We start from the raw sequence: 19,323 nt of genomic DNA on the forward strand, positions 1-19,323 counted from the left end.
ACAGCCGCCGCAGCTTCAGACTTTCTTTCTTCTTTTCTGCATCCAGAGACAACGCCCGCCAGGCAGGCAACACATAAACAAGGCAGCACGCAGCGCCGAGTCCACCAAGACCAGTCCATAGTCAGCTCGCTCACAAATCTTTTTTGCTTGAAGCTTCGATGACGACGCTCGCCGAAGACACTTGCCCTCAAGGCGAACAACAAACAGCTTGTCAGGAAGATTTAGCGGACGGGAGGAGCCCTGAGCTGAGAGATACGAGCGAATTGGGTCTGCCGGAGCGCCACAGCAACGTCGCGTTCCAACCAACCGTCCGCCGCGGGAGACTCCATGCCCCAGCGCACTGCCGCAGTCAGCAACAGGACTGCCGAGACTACCGCCGCAACCTGCGTTGCGGCAAGCCCTGAATCCTCTGGAGCAGCCATCATTGCGGCCGCAGCCTTCGCCTCATGCTGCCACATCTTGCTTGAAGACAGCGTCTTCACCGGCATCCCGAGGCTCTTCGGCTGGTACCACGACAGCTTCGCCGCGAACGAAAACACAAGCACCAGAAGGCACAGCGCCATTCCGGCTCCTCGCGCCCACCGTTCGTGTCTCATTCTGCCGAAGTTCAGGATCATCTCCTCACACCATACCATCCGGGCACGGCGGAATCCACGCACCTTTGCGCGTAATCGGTTAGACGCTCCCAGCACCCTTCTTGTTAGAGTGTGCAGATACATTCACCTTCGTGCCAGACGAATTGCCTCACAGTCTCATCTTAGAAAAGTCATTCCGACCGTAGCGAAGTGCAGGAATCTCCTGTCAGTCCTGCTTTCTCCCTAGAATCGCGGCAGAAACAGATCCAGGTCGACATCTCCGCTCTAACTGCCATCACCGCCATCTCTTCGTGATACTCTTCCGCCCGAGGTCTCCGACATGTCCACAACGCGCAGACTCTTCTGTTCTCAAACTGCAGCCCTTTTCCTCACCCGCGGCCTTGCCTCTCAGACTCCCGTCACCGGAACTCCCACCCGCCCCAACGTCGCCGTCATCGATCACGACCGCACTCTTTCCGCTGCCGACCGCTTCCTCACTCAGCCCCCTACGCCGCTCACTACTCTGCCCGCCCCAAACTCTCCCGGAACTCCCCACGACTATTACTCCGAACCCGACACCTTCACGACCCACCGCGACGCTCTCCTCTCTCTTAGCCACATCGTCCCCGCCCTCACCTCCGCCTATGTCCTCACGAAAGAGGAGCGATACGCCCAGCACGCCATCGCCCACCTTCGTGCCTGGTTCGTCTCCCCCGAGACCTCCATGGCTCCCACCCTCGAGTACGCCCAGGTCGTCTCTGCCGCCAAAGCCGGCCGCCCCGAAGGTCTTATCGAAGCCGTTCACCTCGCTGAGGTCGCACAATCCATCCCTTTTCTCTCAAACTCCGAAGCCCTCACCCCTGAAGACCTGGTAACCATCAATACCTGGTTTACCGGTTATCTCGATTGGCTCAACACCTCCCGCACCGCCGGACTCGCCCGCGACATGCGCGACCACAATGGCTCCTCCTGGCTGCTTCAGGCGGCAGCCTGCGCGCGCTTGAATCTAAAGGACGACCGTGCCCTGACCACCCTGCGCCATCAGTTCCGAACTTCGACTATCCGCGCGCAGATCACCTACGATGGGACCTTCCCACGTGAGCTCACGACTCCCAATCCCTATCGCAACAGCCTCTTCAATCTCGATATGCTCGCCGCCTGCTGCGATCTGCTCTCCACGCGCTTTGAGAGTGTCTGGACCTACGAACTGCAGGACGGCCCGGGGATGCGGGTTGCATTCGCCCGCCTCTACCCTTTCATCGCCAACCGAAGAAGCTGGCCCTACAAGGCCGACGCTGCTTTCTTCACCGAGCTCCCTCTCCGTCGCCCTGCGCTTCTTTTTGCCGCCCGCGCCTACAGCCGCCCCGAATACGCAGATACATGGCGCACTCTCCCCGCGGACACATCCAATCCTGAACTCGATCGCACCTTCCCCATTCGGCAGCCTCTGCTGTGGGTGACTCGCCCTCGCCCGTAGCGAGTTACGCCGCAAGGTACGATAGTTAGGAAACCCACAAAAAATCCCCATCCCCTTTGACCATGGCCGATTCATCTCACGTTAATACAAATCGTGATGGCGGCTAATTTTAGACACAGACCCTGCCGAATAGTTCCGCTATTCATCGAAAAGTAACACGATTTTCATTTGGACCTCGAATACTCGACTTAAAGAGGCCCTATGAGACCAATTCGATTGTTACTAGTACTGTTTGTCTTTCTATCCGAGAGTTTTGCACAGACCACTACAGGAAGCATCACCGGCTTCCTCACAGACAAATCCGAATCCGTTCTTGCCGATGCCAACGTTACGCTCACCGATCAGAACACTGGCAGACAGCGCACCACTACAACCAATAACTCAGGACAGTTCACCCTCGTTCAGCTTCCCCCATCCACTTACACACTCGAAATCTCCCACTCCGGCTTCTCGACCCTACAAACGAAAGGTCTGGTACTTCAGGTCGGCCAGGAGATTAGCCGCAATTTCACCCTTAACGTCGAAAACGCCCAGAGCACAGTCACGGTAGAGGCCGCGGAAGTCTCCCTCGACACCGACTCCGCAAAGATTGGTGGCAACGTCTCCAGTCGCGAGATCAAAGAGCTCCCCATCAACGGGCGCCAGATCTCCCAGCTTTACCTCCTCGTTCCCGGCGCCACCAACTCCGGCTCCGGTACCTTCGGCGACATCCGCTTCTCTGGTCGCGCAGTGGAGCAGAACATCATCCGCCTCGACGGAATCGAATCGACCTCCATCATCGATACATCCCCGGGTAACCTCAACGGCGAGCTCGGCTCCCTCTTCCGCCTTCAGCAGTCCCTCGAGGCCGTTCAGGAGTTCCGCATCGACTCCTCCAGCTATCCCGCTGAGATGGGAACTGGAACCGGTGGCCAGATCAGCTTCATCAGCAAGTCAGGAACCAACAACTTTCACGGCTCTGCCTTTGAATACGTTCGCAACGACTTCTTCGACGCCAGAAACACCTTCAACCGCAGAGCAACTCCGGCGAACCCCATAGCCGGCAATCCCAAATTTCGCCTGAACCAGTTCGGTGGCTCCGTCGGCGGTCCCATTCGCAAAGACAAACTCTTCTTCTTCGCTAACTACGAAGGTCTGCGGCAGAGCTGGGCCGCCCCCTATAGACAGGCAACGCTCAGCAACTTTACAAAGTCACAAATCCCGACGACGAGCAGCATCTATCCGTTGCTTGCTGCATTCCCGGCCGATCCCTTCCCGTCCGATCCTGCATTCGCTTCACGAACCGTAACCACGGTCGGCGCCAACAAAATCCAGGAAGACTTCGGGGATATCCGCTTCGATTACCACATCAACGATCGCTTCGGAGTCTACGCCCGCTACAACATTGACCAAGGAAGCTCCACCCAGATTCAGGATGCCTCGCTCAGCCAGTTTGGGCAGGTCTCCGTTCCTCAGAACGGCGTACTCGCTCTAACACAGGTATGGACACCCCACATCTTCAACGAGACCAAGTTCGGCTACAACGGCATCAAGATGCGGGTTCAGGGCATCGCCGGTCCTAGCCCCAACGCCGATATCAGCCGTGCGCGTATCGCTGTCGCTGGTCTGACCAACGTCGGTTCCCTCATCAGCCTCTCCAGCTCCTTCAACGGCATCGGCGCACCCTACACTGGGCAGAGCTTCTCCTACATCGACAACTTCTCTCTGCTGAAGGGCAACCACAGCATGAAGTTTGGTGTCGAGATCCGGCCCATCTCGCTCTATAACAACCAGCTCGGCGGAACCACCTATACCTTCAATAGCATCAGTGATTTCGCAGGCAATAAGCCTTCTCAAATCGCCTTCTACGGCGACCTCAGCGATCTCAGCCCCTTCACCGGCCTCAGCGGAGATGCGCAGGTCAAACAGAACTACTACATCGGGTACGCGCAGGACGAGTGGAAGATCAGGCACAACCTCACCCTCAGCTACGGGCTGCGCTACGAGTACTACTCACCCCTCCACGAAGTCCGCAATAAAGTCGTCGTCTTCAACATGGCCGTCGGCAACATCTTTCCCAAATACCCGGGAGACTGGTATGCCAGCTCAACGAACAACTGGGGTCCACGTCTCGCACTCACATGGTCGCCCGACGCGACCAACGGCAACACCATCTTCCGCATAGGTGGCGGCGTCTTCTACGGCCCCGGCCAGACCGAAGATCAAATCCAGCCCGAAGCCAACGACCGCGTTCAGCGTACATTCAGCCAGAGTAACGCTACCGGTTTCTCAAAGATCTATCCGATCATTCCTCAAACCGACGTGTACGCTAACTACGATATCAACAGCCCCACGCTGGGCTATCAACCGCGCGCCTACGCTCCGAACTACAAGGTTCCCGAGCGCGTCACTACGTACACTGCCTCCATCGAGCAGCGTCTCCCCGGCCAGGTTCAATTCATGGTCGGCTACGTCGGCTCGACGGGTCGCAATCTCTTCCTCCGTTCCATCACCAACCTGATCACCGGAGTCTCCACCAATCCCGCAACTGGAGTCGGCACTGCGACCCGCCAGTTCGGTGGCCGCTTCGCCGAGGTCGACTACAAGACCTCCGGCGGAACCGACATGTACAACGCCCTCCAGACCTCGTTGCAGCGTCGGTTCTCCCACGGACTCTCTCTTGGCGCTCAGTACACCTGGGCAAAGGAGCTTGGAACGTCCAGTGGATCCAACGAAGCAACAACGGCTCAGAATCCGTACGACTTCCGCACGGAGTACGGTCGCGGTACCTTCGATATCCGTCACAGCCTGAACGCAACCCTTCTCTACGATCTCCCCTTTGGTCACGCCAAGACCTATTCACTGTCGGGTCCCATGGATGTGATTGCAGGTGGCTGGCAGGTCGGCGGAATCGTGAACTTCCGTAGCGGTGTACCAATCGACGTACTCATCACCCGCCCCGACCTCGCCTACGTCGGCAATCCTGGAACCTCCATCGCAGGTCAAACCTTCGGGAGCCCGGTTGTAACCAATGGCGTCGTGCAGACGACCGCCGTCGTCAATGTGCCCGGAGGCGGCAACAGCCGCAACATCCGCCGTCCCAATGTCGTTCCCGGCGTCAATCCCTTCATCAAGAGTGGCTTCCAGTTCCTTAATCCGGCGGCATTCTCCACTCCGGCTCCTGGAACTTTCGGCAACTACCGGCGCAATGATTTGAGCGGACCGAATCTCGCCCAGCTCGACATGACGCTCGGCAAGCAGTTTCACGCCACGGAGAGAACCTACTTCGAATTCCGTGCCGACATCTACAACATCCTCAACCACCCCAACTACGCCAATCCCGGTACTATCCGGTTGAACCAGACCCTCACCTCTGGAGCCGCAAACCAACCGGGTGCAGCTTTCACCCAGGGAACCGCCGGTTCGGCCTTCGGGGTACTCTCTTCAACCGTAGGAAACCAGGTAGGCATCGGAGCCAACCGCCAGATTCAGCTCTCACTCCGGGCCAACTTCTAGTCGTTCTCGTCACAGACACCGCTGTACTGCACAGACTACTGCCGCAAGGAAGAACTCCTTGCGGCAGTGGTCTTTTAAACATTCCAACGCGGCGTCAGGAAGTAAACCTGCAGGGCAAACTCCATCGTCCTCGGATCCGTCGTCTTCATAACCTGTCCGAAGTTCAGATACACATTTTGTTCAACAGGTGAAAACGGACAGAGATGTTTCGGCAAATTGAACATCTCCGCGTGAAAGTCAGATACCACCCGCTCCCGTATTGCATGGATCATGAGCGACGACCCATGGTGCAGCGCTGTTCAACCAGACAGATGCTTGAGGTCAACGGAGATTATATTCCTATCCGAATTTAATCCAGGCGACTAGGGTGTTTTATTGGCGCGCCGGTTGATATTTGACTAAATCGTTTCGGATTTTCATATATCTCCACTTAGCCGAGTCTCAATTATTTGTTTGACAGAGCATCTACCCGGACATGTATATTTTCGCACGCGTAATAAATACAAATGCATCGTTGGAATGTTGCCGCCAAACAAGGGGGCATGTCTTCTTCTGGCGTTGTTGATAGATCCAACCCATTTGAACTTCGAGGGGGTCGTAATGAAGCGTCTGTTAGTGGTCATCACGTTTTTCTTACTCATATCATCAGCAGGGCTGACTCTCGCCCAATCGATGGATAGACAGCTGATTACCGGTACTGTCACCGATCCTACCGGTGCTGCTGTGCCACAGGCGAATATTGTTGTTACCAACGAAGCCACCGGGGTCAGCCGAACTGTACAGTCCAACGCCGATGGTAACTTTACCGTGCTCAACATTCCCGTGGGCGTCTACTCCGTTACGACAACCGTGAGCGGCTTCAAGAAGTCTGTTCTGGCTGGGGTCAACGTTGACATCGGCGGCAAGCCCGACGTTCCCGTGCAACTTGCCGTCGGCCAGGCGACCGAATCCGTTGAGGTGCAAGCCGGGATAGTCCCGATTCAAACCACAAGCGCCGAAATAGGTGGCGTTATCACGAGCACGGAGGCCACACAAATTCAGTTGAACGGACGTAACTATGTTCAGCTCCTGACGCTCCAGCCTGGCGTCTCGCAGACCGTGGCTAGCGGCTTCGCCATCTTCGGCACCTATGGCGTCAACGGCAACTCGCAGTCGGTCAATGGTATTCGAACCGATTCAGCGAACTACTTCATCGATGGTGTCGACAACAAGGACAACGGCGGTGGCGGCAACAACTTCGTCAACATCTCACCGGACTCGCTGCAGCAGTTCCGTAACGTCGCATCCAGTTATGACGCCAGCTACGGCGGCACCTCCGGCGCTACCGTCTCCGTTGCGATCAAGAGCGGTGGACGCGACTTCCATGGCAACGCCTACGAGTACATCCGCAACGATGCGATCCAGGCCTATCCCTTCCGTGCTCTCAGCACCTATCAATCGACCCAGCCGTTTGTGAAACCGCCGCTACGCTATAACGACTTCGGCTACACGATCGGTGGCCCCATCTGGATCCCCGGCGTATTCAATAAAAACAGAGAGAAGCTCTTCTTCTTTGTCGCGCAGGAGTACAAGCGCCTGCGCACCTCGACCGTAACGAACGTGACAGTTCCGACCCCAGCAGCCATCGCAAGCGCAATCACCACCGGACCTTCGACCGCAACCGGCCGAGCTCTCGCCTCATCGGTATTGCAGGATCCAAGTGGCAACTTTAGCTATCTAAGCCTGGGAAACAACAACCAGTCGGAGTATCTGGTCAAGGTCGATTACAACCTGAATGAAAAGAACACAATCAGTGGGCACTTCGTTCACGACAACGTGCTGAACGTCGGCAATCCGACCAACTTCGTCATCTATGACCGAACCATCCCTGGCCTTACGAGCTCTGTGTCCTGGACCCACACCTTCGATTCGAAGACCGTCAATACCGCGGTAGGTTCCTACTCCGGAAACATCATCAACGAAGGTGGAAACATCCGAGCAAATCCACAGTTTGGCAACAGGTCCATCAACCGTTCCGACTATGGTTTGACATACGCAACCCTGTACAACGCGTCGCCCATGATCCCGCAGATCACGATCACGGGCTTTGGCAATCCCGGAGTAGCTCCCCGGCAGTTTGATAACTATCAGCGCATTTACGCCATGAAGGATGATTTCTCCCGTGTACTGGGTAATCACACCCTCAAAGTGGGAGGATATTTCTGGCGCGCTCGCAAGAACCAGACCGCACCACCGCAACTGAACGGTGCTTTCACGTTCGCAAACCTCGCGGGTCTCGTGGCAGGCAACTTTGTCAGCTACACCGAAGGCAGCAACATTCCGCAGATTCAAGCTCGCTTCACGCAGTTTGAGACTTACGTGCAGGATGATTGGACCGTGAATCGCCGACTGACCCTGAACCTCGGTCTACGCTGGCAGTACATGCCACCGATCTACAGCTGGCCCAACAACACCGCCTTCTTCGATCCGACCACGTTCGATCAATCGAAAGCCGCAACCATCAGCCTGGCAAACGGATCCATTACCTCCAATCCGTCACCGTATAACGGCCTTGTGCTGCCCGGCACCGGTTTCTCCGATAAGGCGAAGCAGGTCGTTGCGCCGTCCGTTTACAACAATCCTCAGGTACAGGCGCTGTTCCACAACCTGCCTTCCGGCCTCATCAACACCGTCTATAACACCTTTGCTCCGCGCGTTGGATTTGCCTATGACCTGAGCGGGAGGCAGGAGACAGTGCTGCATGGCGGCTACGGCATCTCCTACGAACGCGTCGAAGGCAACTACATCTACGGCGCGGCTTCGCAGCTTCCCTTCACCGCAGTAGCCAACCTCGCCAGCGCCGGCAACGCGGACACTCTGGGTAGCATCGGCATCAGCGCCGCCCCGACCAACATTGGCAATTCCGCCGGACGCAATCTTGCACCCCCACGGATTCACAGCTACAGCCTAGGCATACAACAGAAGCTGCTCAACAACACCTCTCTTGAAATTAACTATGTAGGCTCGAACTCCTCGAACCTCACTTATCGTAAGAACCTCAATCAGGCACCTGCTGGTACTGAACAGGCCAACCCAACAATCACGCAGCGCAACGCACTGCGTCCTTACAGGGGCTACGGCGAAATCTACCAGTACACCAACGGCGCAGAAGCGAGCTACAACTCGATGCAGGTACGTATGCAGTCACGCTTTGGTAAGAGCGGCATTGCCACTGTCTCCTGGACCTGGTCCAGCGCTCTGACCAACGGTTCTACCTTCGATTACCAGCCGCAGGACAGCACTAACATCCACGCCGACTACGGTCCGGCAAATTACAACCAGCCGAAGATCTTCGTCGCGAGCTATGTTTATCCCATCCCGTTCTGGCAGAATGAGCACGAGTGGTACAAACAGGCCATCGGTGGCTGGCAGCTCTCGGGCATTACTCGTATCGCGAGTGGCCTGCCGATGAACATCGTTCAGCCCTCCGGCCTATCGGTCGCAGGCAACTTGGTCACAACGGCTAACGTTGCACAACGCCCGAACCTCGTTGGCGACCCTTACTCTCACACCGGCGAAGGCAAGCAGTACCTGAATCCCGCTGCCTTCCGCGCGCCGGCGCCGGGGACCTATGGCAACCTTGGCTTCGATGCCATCAAAGGGCCGCTGTTCAACAACTGGGATGTAGCTTTGCAGAAGAATATTGCAATTCACGAACAGATTGGATTGGAGTTCCGTGCCGAGATGTTCAACGCTCCGAACCACCTGTCGCCCTTCCAAATTAGCGCCTCAACCAGTCCCGCCCTAGGCGCTCAGCAGGCAGACGGATCGTATCAGCCGAACTTCAGCTCGACCGGTAAGTTCCAGAATGCCTTCGGTCAGGTAACCAGCACAACCGATCCTCGCACCATGGAGTTCGTGCTGCGAGTGCACTTCTAACCTAAGTAAAGACAGCAAGAAGGCCTGGGAGACATTCCCAGGCCCTTCTTGTTTGTACGCTAATCTTCTACCTGATTTGATTAGACCTCAGGGTTACTTCGACTGAAATTCCTTGACGATCGCGAGATACTTCTTCGCGCTCTCGGTGACGATCTCAGGCTTACCCTCGGCCATGGCCTTGGTATTCACCAGGTCTGCGCCCACGCCGAGCGCAAACGCTCCGGCTTCGAGGAAGCTCTTCGCTGTATCCAGAGAAACGCCTCCTGTGGGGATCATCTCCACCTGGGGCAGTGGAGCCTTCAGCGAGCTCAGATATTTCGCCCCGCCCATTGCACTCGCCGGGAAGATCTTCACTACGTCTGCACCAGCCTGCCATGCATTCACTACCTCAGTGGGAGTGAGCGCGCCCGGCAGGGCGGCTATCGAGTAGCGATGGCACATCTCGATCGTCTTGAGGCTCAACGCCGGGCTAACGACAAACTTCGCGCCCTCGAGGATACACGCCCGAGCCGTCTCGGCATCGAGCACCGTTCCCGCGCCGATGAGGATGTCGGGACGCTGCTCGGCAAGCTTGCGCATTACCTGGATCGCGCCAGGAACCGTCATCGTGATCTCGAGCACTGTAACTCCGCCCGCGGCAATGGCCTCGGCCAGCGCCAGCGCCTTCTCGACCGACTCGGCGCGAAGCACCGGAACCAGTCCAATCTGTTTCAAGGAAGCCAGAACAGCGGCTTTACTCATCTGAATTACTCGCTTTCTTCAAGTCTTGAGGCCCGGCCGAACTTCATGACCGGGCCTATTTCTAAAGTCTGCCTGCTACCGCTGGACACGGGCGCCTCCGCCCTTCATCACGCGCTGCACCTCGTCGAAGGTCGCCATCGTCGTGTCTCCGGGAGTCGTCATCGCCAGCGCACCATGAGCGCAACCACAGTTCACCGCCCAATCCGCGCCCTTTTCGTTCAGGAAGCCATAGATCAGGCCCGAAGCGAAGGAGTCGCCGCCGCCGACGCGGTCGAAGATCTCGAGGTCGGGCATCGGCCGGGCCTCGTGGAACTTGCCCTCGTAATAGCAGACCGCGCCCCAGTCGTTGACACTCGCCGTCTTGGCATGCCGCAGCGTCGTCGCCACGGCCTTAAAGTTCGGATAGGCAGCGACAGCCTTCTCGATCATCTTGCGGAAGTTTGCCGAGTCCAGTTCGCCGAGGTCATCGCCAACGCCCTCGATCTCAAAGCCGAGTGCAGCGGTAAAGTCCTCTTCGTTGCCGATCATCACGTCGACGTACTGCGCCAGGTCGCGGTTGACCTCGGTGGCCTTGGCCTTGCCGCCGATCGACTTCCAGAGGGAATCACGGTAGTTGAGATCGTAGCTGGTCATCACGCCATGCTTGCGGGCGGCCACCAGAGCCTCCTTGCAAACCTCCGGGGTCGACTCACTCAATGCGCAGAAGATTCCGCCAGTGTGGAACCAGCGTGCGCCTTCCTTGCCGAAGATCTCGTCCCAATCGATCTGTCCAGGCTTGAGCTGTGAAACCGCCGTGTTGCCGCGGTCACTGCAGCCCAGCGCCGCGCGTACGCCGAAGCCGCGTTCAGTGAAGTTCAGTCCGTTGCGCACCGTGCGGCCCACGCCGTCGTACTTAACCCACTGCACATGGCTCTGGTCCACGCCGCCCTGGTTCATCAGATCCTCGACCAGGCGGCCCACCGGATTATCTGCAAGCGCTGTCACGATGGCCGTTTTTAGGCCGAAGCAACGACGAAGACCGCGAGCGACGTTGTACTCGCCACCGCCTTCCCACACCTGAAACTGTCGCGTAGTCGCGACACGAACGTCGCCTGGGTCAAGGCGAAGCATTACCTCACCCAGGCTGACCAGATCCCACTTACACTCTTCTTTTTTACGAATCTTTAAACTTTTCGAGTCACTCATTGTTTTTTATCGAAGCTCCGCGATGGCAACGCCATCCATATCGTCATACGCCTGGTTTTCTCCGCCCATACCCCAGCAGAACGTATAGTGCTTTGTTCCAACACCGGCATGGACCGACCATCCCGGCGAAACTACAACTTCCTTATCCTTCATCACCAGATGACTGGTCGCGTCCGGCGGCCCCATCAGGTGAAGAACGCGATGTGCCGGGTCTACGTCGAAGTAGAAATACACTTCGCTGCGCCGCATATGCGTATGCGGAGGCATCGTGTTCCAGTTGCTTCCTGGCTCCAGCATCGTGAAACCCATCACCAGCTGGCAGCTCTTAAGGCCATCCTTGAAAATGGCCTTGTAGATCTTGCGCTTGTTGCAGGTCTCAACGGTGCCCAGCTCTACCGGCTTCAAGTCGGCGAACTTCACCATTGCGGTCGGATACTCCGCGTGCGCGGGATAGCTCAGCAGATAGAACTCCGCGGGCTTGGCTGCATCCTTGCTGGCGAAGGTCACATCCTTCGATCCGCGTCCGATATAGAGACAATCGAGCTTGTCCATCTCGAAGGTCTTGCCGTCGACCGTGACCGTTCCGGCTCCTCCAATGTTCAGCGCGCCAAGCTCGCGGCGCTCGAGGAAGAAATCCGCTCGCAGCTCCGGCTCAGTCTCAAGCTTCAGGGGGGTTGCGGTCGGAACGGCTGAGCCGATGACCGTGCGATCAAGGTCTACGTAGGCGAATTCAATCTCGCCCGGCTGAAAAAAATCTTCGAGCAAAAAAGTCTCGCGCAGCTCCTCAGTATTCATCAGCCCGTAGCGGACTGAATCTGCCATCTGGTACAGCCTCATCGCAGTTCTCCTCTGTTTGCGGAACCCTCTCCGCAGGTGCTCTTCCAAACGGGTGTGGAACAAGGATATCGTTCCTGTTCCCGCCGTCCCTAAGCCATATGACCTAAATGCCTGTCGAGCAATCCGGTACGTCTCTAGGTTCGTTCGAATACGCCAAAGACTGGCGGTTCGAGATGGAGACGGCCCTACCAACGATACGAAACCAAATTCACGACCGTCAATAAAGCGCCAATAACCGCACGATTGCGAAGCAGCCCCTGTTCTCTGCTCCGTACCTAAAAGACGATCGATTTGCCTGCTCGCGCGGACCGCCGTTAGAGTGACAGGAAGCATGCCAAATATCCTTGATCTCTTCCGTCTCGACCAGAAGGTCGCGCTTGTGACCGGTGCCGCCACCGGCCTGGGAGCCTCCATTGCAGAAGCCCTCGCGCAGGCCGGCGCCACTGTAGCCGTACACGGCAATCGCCGTGCAGCCACGGAAACGGCAGATGCGATCGGCTCCAAAGCCGCCGCTTTTCAAGCCGACCTGTCCACTACAGCGGGAGCGGAGGATCTGTTTGCCGAGGTAAAGGCCAAGTTTGGGAGAATCGATATCCTCATTAACAATGCGGGGACGATCATTCGGCACCCCGCTGCGGAATATCCTCTCGATGACTGGCAGACGGTCCTACAGGTCAATCTGACCAGCGTCTTTCAGCTTTCGCAGCTGGCAGGGCGCGACATGATGGAAAGAAACGCCCCCGGAAAGATCGTCAATATCGCGTCTCTGCTCAGCTTCCAGGGGGGCATTCGCGTTCCCGCCTATGCGGCCAGCAAGGGCGGAGTGGCTCAGCTTACCAAAGCCCTGGCCAATGAATGGGCGCCAAAGAACATCCAGGTGAACGCCATCGCTCCCGGTTATATTGCGACGACGAACACGGAGGCGCTTCAAGCCGACGAAACCCGCAATCGTCAGATCCTCGAGCGCATCCCAGCGGGCCGCTGGGGACAACCGATGGACATCGCTGGTGCTGCGCTCTATCTCAGCTCGCCCGCAAGCGATTACGTCACGGGAACGGTAATTACGGTCGATGGTGGATGGATGGGGCGCTGAGCAACGCGGTGCAAGCGTCCTACTCGAGCGGCGGGAGCTCTTCCCCGCCACGTTCACTCGAAAGGTAAGCCGCCTCGACCGTTCTCATAGTGTCGATCGCGTCTTCGACACCGGTGGGGAGAGTATCGGCTTCGCCCTGTACGAATGCCTGCAACGATCCCATGGAGCCCATAAAGGCGTCCGGAAACCAATTGCCGCTCAACGCAGCCTGCTTCCATCCCGCACCATCCCGCAAAACGTACTCCAGGCTGTCGGGTAGACCAGTGGGGTAGTTCAGGTTGACTCCCATCTGCGCTCGCATGGCTCCGCTCATTCCCTCCCACTGGACGAAACTTCTTTGCCTGTGAGGGTCAAAATCATGGCTGTGGTTCGTCGTTACGAAGGCGCGCTTGTCATCACCGTAGTCAAGGATAATGACGCTTTTAGTCGCCGCTAATGTGGGAGTGCGAGGGCTTTTTACGGTCTTTGCGTAGACCTTGCGCGGATTGCCCAGCCAGCTTCGCACCAGATCGACGTAGTGGATGGAGTGATACAGGATCTCGAGTCGCGGCGCGGTGCTTAGAAAACTCCAGAGCTCCCATGGCGTGTGGACGCTGACTTTGACCTCAATGTCATGCAGTTCCCCAAGCGCACCGGAGCTGCTAATGGCACGCGCGGCCAGCATATTGGGCGCCCAGCGAAGCTGAAAGTTAACCGCCGCCGTCAGCCCCTTTCTGCGGCAGGTGCGCAGGATCTCCGTTGCCTCGGCCAAGGTATCGCCCATCGGCTTCTGCATCAGCACCGCCGCACCGTCAGGCAGCTGTTCAAGGATAGACGGAAGAACCTTCGCGGGAGTCGCGATATCGAAGAGAGAGTCCTTCGGCGCAAACTGAATCGCTTCGGAGACCGAGGAGAAGCCGCGAGAGACATGAAACTCCTTCGCCAGGGCTTCGGCCTTCTCGAGACTCACGTCCACTAGTGCCGCCACGGGGAACCCGGCCTTGGCATAAGCCGGCAGATGCGCATCCCGAACGATCCCACCGGAACCGATCATGATGATGGGCCGAGCAACTCGAGGACGCGGCGCCACGGCGGCATCCTGAACTATATTCTTCAAATCCATTCGTGAAAATCCTCTTTTACTGACTTCCATCCGAATTCTATCGTCAAAACCCGTTTGTCTGACCGCCGGAAAAGGCGAGTTGCAGCCTCAGGACGCTCCCCGTAACCTACCAGAAGAATGATGTCTTCTGCGCTTGAACTCGCTCTCGTCTCCTGCGCGCTGCTGGGTCTTCGTCATGGCTTCGACTATGACCACCTGGCGGCGATTACGGACATCACGAGCGTGCAGCGTACATGGCGAGAGGGCATGCGGTTCGGATTGCTGTACGCATTGGGCCATGCGCTCACCGTCGCGATCCTTGGAGCGGCGGTGATCTTCCTTCACCTCGGCCTTCCTGCACATCTCGACGCCATCGGAGAAAGACTTGTAGGGGCAACCCTGATCGTTCTTGCCGTGTATGTGTTCATCACGTTTCTACGCCGCCGGCCCGGCGCGCATCAGCATGCAATCCCTTCCAGCCGTATCGCCCTTCTGATCTCCGGAGCGCGTTATGTGGGATGGAGGCTGCGTCGTCTGAGACATTCCGACCTGCCTCGGCCTGACCCGTTCCATTTTCGTTATGACCGCAGCTCGGTCTTTGCGGTGGGGATCATTCATGGGCTGGGAGCGGAGACACCATCGCAACTCCTCCTCTTTCTGCTGGCAGCCAACCTGGGAGGAACCAGCCGCGGCTTTCTTGGATTGCTCTGCTTCATTGGGGGGCTGCTGGTGATGAATACGATCATGACAGCCTCGGCCTCCGGTATCTTCGCCTCAAGCAAACACCGGCCACGCCTGCAAATCTTCGTAACCTCTCTGACTGCCATCTACAGCTTTGTGATCGGCAGTATCTTCCTGTTTGGAGTCAGCGACAAGCTGCCGGCGCTGGTGCGATAACACTCGTTCCGCTGCTCTCCTCTACACTGCATACATGCTGCGCGTTCCTTTTGACGACCTCTCCTCCGCCCTTGAACGAGCGATGTTGTGCCTTGGCCTTTTGCCGGAAGCGGCCCGGATCTCTGCCCGTCTCTTTGCCGAAACCACGCGCGATGGCGTCTATTCGCACGGCCTGAACCGCTTTCCCCGTTTTGAGGCGATGGTTCGGAATGGAAGCATCGATGTGCGCGCAAAGGCGACGCCCACTGCGGCATTTGGAAGTATCGAGCGCTGGAATGGTAATCGGGGTGTAGGCAACGTAAACGCACACGTGGCGATGCAGCGAACTGTAGAACTCTCGCGGGCCAATGGCATTGGTGTTGTTGCATTGGCCAACACGAATCACTGGATGCGCGGTGGAGCCTTCGGTTGGCAGGCTGCCGAGGAAGGCATGTTTGCCATGTGCTGGTCCAACACGCTGGCCAACCTGCCAGCCTGGGGCTCTTCGGTGCCGACGCTGGGCAATAATCCCCTGGTCATCGCCGTTCCTCGAGCGAACGGCGAACATGTAGTACTCGATATGGCGATGAGCCAGTTCTCCTATGGAGCGCTCGCGTCCTATGCAAAACGGGGCGAACCGCTGCCGGTTCCGGGCGGATTCGACCGTGAAGGTAAGCTTACGCAGGACGCCGGGGTTATAGAAGCGTCACAGCGCGCACTGCCGATCGGCTACTGGAAGGGTTCGGGGCTGTCACTGGTTCTGGACATGATTGCGGCCATGTTATCCGGTGGGCTGGCGACCTTCCAGCTACCTCGGGAGTCGACTCTGGAGGCGGGGCAATCCCAGATCTTTCTGGCAATCGATCCCGCAAACATCGCCGCAGCAAATGAGTTGCAGCATATTGCCGATGGCGTTCTGGAGCATCTTCACCACGCTACGCCCTCCGATCCTGCCCGCCCAATCCGCTATCCGGGAGAACAGACACTTCAGTTGCGTGAGGAGAATCTTCGACTTGGAGTCCCCGTTGATCCAGTGATCTGGGACCACATCAACTCCCTCTAGACCTCCTCGCCAATCGCGGAGAACTCCGCTAGCATCTACACAAGTATGGATCTCGTTTCCAAACACGGCCTGCTCAATACGACCCTGAAGGACCTTGGCAGTGTGATGGTTGCCTACTCGGGCGGAACGGATTCCGCTTTCCTGGCCTGGGCCGCACACCAGGTGCTCGGCGACAGGATGCTTGCAGTGATCGCGGACTCCGCCTCCTTGCCTCGCGCGGAGCTGGCAGCGGCATTGGCGTTTACTTCGCTCCACGCAATCCCAACGCAGATCCTGCCTACTTCCGAGCTCGACAATCCTGACTATCAGCGTAACGATTCGCAGCGCTGCTTCCACTGCAAAGATGAGCTCTTTACCCGCATGGAAGCAGAACGCGCAAGTCGCGGATTTGCCCATCTCGCCTATGGAATGAACCTCGACGATCGAGGTGAATTTCGCCCGGGACAACAGGCAGCATCGCAACATCATGCGCTTGCTCCGCTGGTCACCGCGCAGCTTACAAAAGCTGAGATCCGGCAGCTGGCCCACGAGGCCGGCCTTGAGCTCTGGGACAAGCCTGCCTCAGCTTGTCTCTCCTCACGCATCGAGTACGGCCGTCCCGTGACGCGAGAAAATCTCGCACAGGTGGAGCAGGCAGAAGAGGCGCTGCATGCCCTTGGGTTCCGCCAGGTGCGAGTGCGGCACCATGGCGAGCTGGCCCGGATCGAGATCGCACGTCCGGATATGCCTCGGGTACTCACCATGGAGATGCTCGATCGCATCACGGCTGCCCTGCGGCCCTTCGGTTTCCTTTACATCACGTTGGACACCCAGGGTTACCGTTCCGGCTCGATGAACGACATTCTTCCCGCTGCCGCTATCGCCCCTGTCACCGTGAAACAATAGCTCTCATGCGTATCGCTTATCTCGACTGTTTCGCCGGTATCAGCGGCGATATGTTTCTCGGAGCCCTGATCGACTCCGGTGTTTCAACTGAAGTTCTTTATGACGCAGTGAAAGCTCTTGACCTGGATGCGTCACTCGCATTGAGCAAGGTCGACCGTAGCGGAATCTCCTCAACCCATGTACGGGTTCTCGAAAAAGGCGAGCCCGCGGAGGCGGCGGTTTCCGAAGCCGGTCATACGCATAGCCACAGTCATGAGCATCATCACCATCAAGAGGAGAAGCAGGCGCATTCTCACAGCCATTCTCACTCGCATGCCGAACATCATTCCCATCCGCACACGCATGGGCGCTCGCTTTCAGTGATTCGCAAGCTGATCGAATCCGCAAAGCTTGCTGACCCCGTCAAGCGCACAGCGATTCAGGCATTTGAGCTTCTGGGTGCGAGTGAAGCAAAGATCCACAATGTCGACATCGAAAAGATTCACTTCCATGAGGTAGGTGCTGTCGACGCCATCGTGGACATCGTCGCGGCCAGCGCAGGCATCCATGCCCTGGGCGTGGACGCCTGGTACGCCTCGCCTCTGAATGTTGGAGGCGGCATGGTGGACTGCGCGCATGGCCGCTTCCCTGTTCCCGCCCCTGCCACGGCAGACCTGCTCGTGGGGGTTCCGACATATTCGGCGCATGTGCAACAGGAGCTGGTGACTCCAACCGGAGCCGCTCTTGTGCGCACTCTATCACCAACCTTCGGAGCACAGCCGGCGATGCGCGTCCTGAAGATCGGATACGGAGCCGGAACCCGTAATCCAAAGAGTTTCCCGAATGTTCTGCGACTCTCGATTGGCGAATCAGGCGATGCAAACCAATCGTCGGTCGCCGTACTGGAGACAGCCCTCGATGACATCTCTCCCCAGATTCTCGCGCATGTCACGGAGCGCGCCTTTACCCTTGGGGCGCTGGATGTGATGTCGACCGCCGTCCAGATGAAGAAAGGCCGCCTCGGCACGCTGATCACCATTCTCGCCGACGATGGAAAGACCGGCGCACTGGAAGACCTGTTGTTGCGCGAGACGAGCACACTGGGGGTTCGCATCCATCATGAGCGCCGCTCTTGCCTGGATCGCTCCCACCTCGCCGTCAGCACTCCTTATGGAGAGATTCGCATCAAGGTGGGCTCCCGCTCCGGAGAGGTCTTCAATGCTGCTCCCGAGTTTGAGGACTGTCGCACCGCCTCTGCTGCCCACAATGTTCCAGTCAAGGAAGTTCAGCAATCTGCCATAGCTGCCTATCGGGCCAGCAGGGCGATCTAAGGGAGTGGAATGAATCGGAATCGCCTTCTCGAGCTTCTGGCCTCCGTGGAACGCGGCACTCTTAGCGCCGACGATGCCTGTGAAAGCCTTGCCAACCTTCCCTTCGAAGACATCGGCCACGCACGCATTGACCACCATCGCGTTCTGCGCTCCGGACTGCCTGAGGTTATCTATGCCGCAGGAAAATCTCCGGCCCAGACGGCCGAGATCTTTACTCGCATGGCAGCCGCAGGCTCCGATGTACTCGCGACACGAGTGGATGAGCCCACCGTAGTGGCCGTCCTCGCTGCGGTTCCCCAGGCGACCCATCACCCCCAGGCACGAGCTATCAGCTTTCGTCAGACGAAGGCGACAGCGCAGGGACATATCGCCGTGATATGTGCGGGCACCAGCGACCTTTCTGTCGCGGAAGAGGCCGCGGTAACGGCGGAGCTCTTCGGCACCAAGGTTACCCGTCTGTACGATGTCGGGGTTGCCGGGATTCATCGCCTGCTTGCGGTTCGTGAGCAGCTCAACGACGCGCATGCTGTCATCGTCTGCGCCGGTATGGAAGGGGCTCTGCCTTCGGTTGTAGGGGGGCTGGTAGGTGTTCCGGTCATCGCTGTTCCTACTTCTGTGGGGTACGGAGCGAGTTTTCAGGGGGCTGCGGCGCTACTCGGAATGCTGAACTCCTGCTCGCCGAATGTCACGGTGGTAAACATCGACAATGGCTTCGGTGCAGCCTATACGGCAACGCTGATCGCGCGTGCCTCTGATCCACAATAGCTCTCGAATCAGCTCCAGAACC

15 protein-coding genes are annotated in these 19,323 nt (G+C 57.8%); 9 read left to right on the forward strand and 6 right to left on the reverse strand.

Annotated features, from left to right (window positions below):
* Positions 1–221 precede the first annotated feature (221 nt).
* Entirely contained in the window at positions 222–563 is a 342-nt protein-coding gene (locus AC5S26_RS11890; RefSeq protein WP_494185107.1) for a hypothetical protein, read from the reverse strand.
* A gap of 352 nt (positions 564–915) precedes the next feature.
* Between AC5S26_RS11890 and AC5S26_RS11895 the strand changes: the two genes are divergently transcribed.
* Both AC5S26_RS11895 and AC5S26_RS11900 read left to right on the forward strand, forming a co-directional pair.
* Positions 916–2,052, forward strand: coding sequence for an alginate lyase family protein (locus AC5S26_RS11895; protein WP_494185108.1), 1,137 nt, complete (start codon positions 916–918; stop codon positions 2,050–2,052).
* 201 nt (positions 2,053–2,253) lie between these two features.
* Complete coding sequence (locus AC5S26_RS11900; RefSeq protein ID WP_494185109.1) at positions 2,254–5,547, forward strand: TonB-dependent receptor; 3,294 nt, start codon at positions 2,254–2,256, stop codon at positions 5,545–5,547.
* A 74-nt stretch (positions 5,548–5,621) separates the two neighbouring features.
* On the opposite strand, the gene AC5S26_RS11905 is transcribed toward AC5S26_RS11900, so the two are convergent.
* The gene (locus AC5S26_RS11905; RefSeq protein WP_494185110.1) at positions 5,622–5,762 is read right to left on the reverse strand and encodes a hypothetical protein; all 141 of its coding nucleotides are present in this window, start codon (positions 5,760–5,762) and stop codon (positions 5,622–5,624) included.
* Positions 5,763–6,147: 385 nt separating this feature from the next.
* Between AC5S26_RS11905 and AC5S26_RS11910 the strand changes: the two genes are divergently transcribed.
* Complete coding sequence (locus AC5S26_RS11910; RefSeq protein ID WP_494185111.1) at positions 6,148–9,465, forward strand: outer membrane beta-barrel protein; 3,318 nt, start codon at positions 6,148–6,150, stop codon at positions 9,463–9,465.
* Between the two features lie 93 nt (positions 9,466–9,558).
* On the opposite strand, the gene eda is transcribed toward AC5S26_RS11910, so the two are convergent.
* The 3 genes from eda to kduI form a co-directional block, all read right to left on the reverse strand.
* Positions 9,559–10,206, reverse strand: a complete 648-nt coding sequence (gene eda / locus AC5S26_RS11915; protein ID WP_494185112.1) for a bifunctional 4-hydroxy-2-oxoglutarate aldolase/2-dehydro-3-deoxy-phosphogluconate aldolase — start codon at positions 10,204–10,206, stop codon at positions 9,559–9,561.
* A 75-nt stretch (positions 10,207–10,281) separates the two neighbouring features.
* Positions 10,282–11,316, reverse strand: a complete 1,035-nt coding sequence (locus AC5S26_RS11920; protein ID WP_494185113.1) for a PfkB family carbohydrate kinase — start codon at positions 11,314–11,316, stop codon at positions 10,282–10,284.
* Positions 11,317–11,397: 81 nt separating this feature from the next.
* Entirely contained in the window at positions 11,398–12,228 is an 831-nt protein-coding gene (kduI, locus tag AC5S26_RS11925) for a 5-dehydro-4-deoxy-D-glucuronate isomerase (RefSeq protein WP_494185114.1), read from the reverse strand.
* Between the two features lie 331 nt (positions 12,229–12,559).
* Between kduI and AC5S26_RS11930 the strand changes: the two genes are divergently transcribed.
* Positions 12,560–13,321 carry a glucose 1-dehydrogenase gene (locus tag AC5S26_RS11930; RefSeq protein ID WP_494185115.1) on the forward strand — a complete coding sequence of 254 codons (762 nt, stop codon included), beginning with the start codon at positions 12,560–12,562 and terminating at the stop codon, positions 13,319–13,321.
* Between the two features lie 19 nt (positions 13,322–13,340).
* On the opposite strand, the gene AC5S26_RS11935 is transcribed toward AC5S26_RS11930, so the two are convergent.
* Positions 13,341–14,417 (reverse strand): Gfo/Idh/MocA family protein, encoded by a 1,077-nt coding sequence (locus AC5S26_RS11935; RefSeq protein WP_494185116.1) that lies wholly within the window; start codon positions 14,415–14,417, stop codon positions 13,341–13,343.
* 123 nt (positions 14,418–14,540) lie between these two features.
* Between AC5S26_RS11935 and AC5S26_RS11940 the strand changes: the two genes are divergently transcribed.
* From AC5S26_RS11940 to larB, 5 genes are read left to right on the forward strand one after another with little or no spacing between them, the layout of a single operon-like run.
* Entirely contained in the window at positions 14,541–15,299 is a 759-nt protein-coding gene (locus AC5S26_RS11940; protein ID WP_494185117.1) for a HoxN/HupN/NixA family nickel/cobalt transporter, read from the forward strand.
* Between the two features lie 34 nt (positions 15,300–15,333).
* Positions 15,334–16,341 (forward strand): 3-dehydro-L-gulonate 2-dehydrogenase, encoded by a 1,008-nt coding sequence (yiaK, locus tag AC5S26_RS11945; protein WP_494185118.1) that lies wholly within the window; start codon positions 15,334–15,336, stop codon positions 16,339–16,341.
* A gap of 45 nt (positions 16,342–16,386) precedes the next feature.
* Positions 16,387–17,226, forward strand: a complete 840-nt coding sequence (larE, locus tag AC5S26_RS11950) for an ATP-dependent sacrificial sulfur transferase LarE (protein WP_494185119.1) — start codon at positions 16,387–16,389, stop codon at positions 17,224–17,226.
* A 5-nt stretch (positions 17,227–17,231) separates the two neighbouring features.
* The gene (gene larC / locus AC5S26_RS11955; RefSeq protein WP_494185120.1) at positions 17,232–18,536 is read left to right on the forward strand and encodes a nickel pincer cofactor biosynthesis protein LarC; all 1,305 of its coding nucleotides are present in this window, start codon (positions 17,232–17,234) and stop codon (positions 18,534–18,536) included.
* 9 nt (positions 18,537–18,545) lie between these two features.
* Positions 18,546–19,301: a nickel pincer cofactor biosynthesis protein LarB gene (gene larB, locus AC5S26_RS11960; protein ID WP_494185121.1), complete on the forward strand. Its 756-nt coding sequence runs from the start codon at positions 18,546–18,548 to the stop codon at positions 19,299–19,301.
* The last annotated feature ends 22 nt before the right edge of the window (positions 19,302–19,323 follow it).

The organism is Edaphobacter sp. FHG110511_03 (genome assembly GCF_059115365.1).

What these genes read in the sequence shown, in the direction of transcription:
- AC5S26_RS11890 (WP_494185107.1), bottom strand. Translation starts at nt 563, where the DNA reads ATGGCGCTGTGCCTTCTGGTGCTTGTGTTTTCGTTCGCGGCGAAGCTG.
- AC5S26_RS11895 (WP_494185108.1), top strand. Translation starts at nt 916, where the DNA reads ATGTCCACAACGCGCAGACTCTTCTGTTCTCAAACTGCAGCCCTTTTC.
- AC5S26_RS11900 (WP_494185109.1), top strand. Translation starts at nt 2,254, where the DNA reads ATGAGACCAATTCGATTGTTACTAGTACTGTTTGTCTTTCTATCCGAG.
- AC5S26_RS11910 (WP_494185111.1), top strand. Translation starts at nt 6,148, where the DNA reads ATGAAGCGTCTGTTAGTGGTCATCACGTTTTTCTTACTCATATCATCA.
- eda (WP_494185112.1), bottom strand. Translation starts at nt 10,206, where the DNA reads ATGAGTAAAGCCGCTGTTCTGGCTTCCTTGAAACAGATTGGACTGGTT.
- AC5S26_RS11920 (WP_494185113.1), bottom strand. Translation starts at nt 11,316, where the DNA reads ATGCTTCGCCTTGACCCAGGCGACGTTCGTGTCGCGACTACGCGACAG.
- kduI (WP_494185114.1), bottom strand. Translation starts at nt 12,228, where the DNA reads ATGAGGCTGTACCAGATGGCAGATTCAGTCCGCTACGGGCTGATGAAT.
- AC5S26_RS11930 (WP_494185115.1), top strand. Translation starts at nt 12,560, where the DNA reads ATGCCAAATATCCTTGATCTCTTCCGTCTCGACCAGAAGGTCGCGCTT.
- AC5S26_RS11940 (WP_494185117.1), top strand. Translation starts at nt 14,541, where the DNA reads ATGATGTCTTCTGCGCTTGAACTCGCTCTCGTCTCCTGCGCGCTGCTG.
- yiaK (WP_494185118.1), top strand. Translation starts at nt 15,334, where the DNA reads ATGCTGCGCGTTCCTTTTGACGACCTCTCCTCCGCCCTTGAACGAGCG.
- larE (WP_494185119.1), top strand. Translation starts at nt 16,387, where the DNA reads ATGGATCTCGTTTCCAAACACGGCCTGCTCAATACGACCCTGAAGGAC.
- larC (WP_494185120.1), top strand. Translation starts at nt 17,232, where the DNA reads ATGCGTATCGCTTATCTCGACTGTTTCGCCGGTATCAGCGGCGATATG.
- larB (WP_494185121.1), top strand. Translation starts at nt 18,546, where the DNA reads ATGAATCGGAATCGCCTTCTCGAGCTTCTGGCCTCCGTGGAACGCGGC.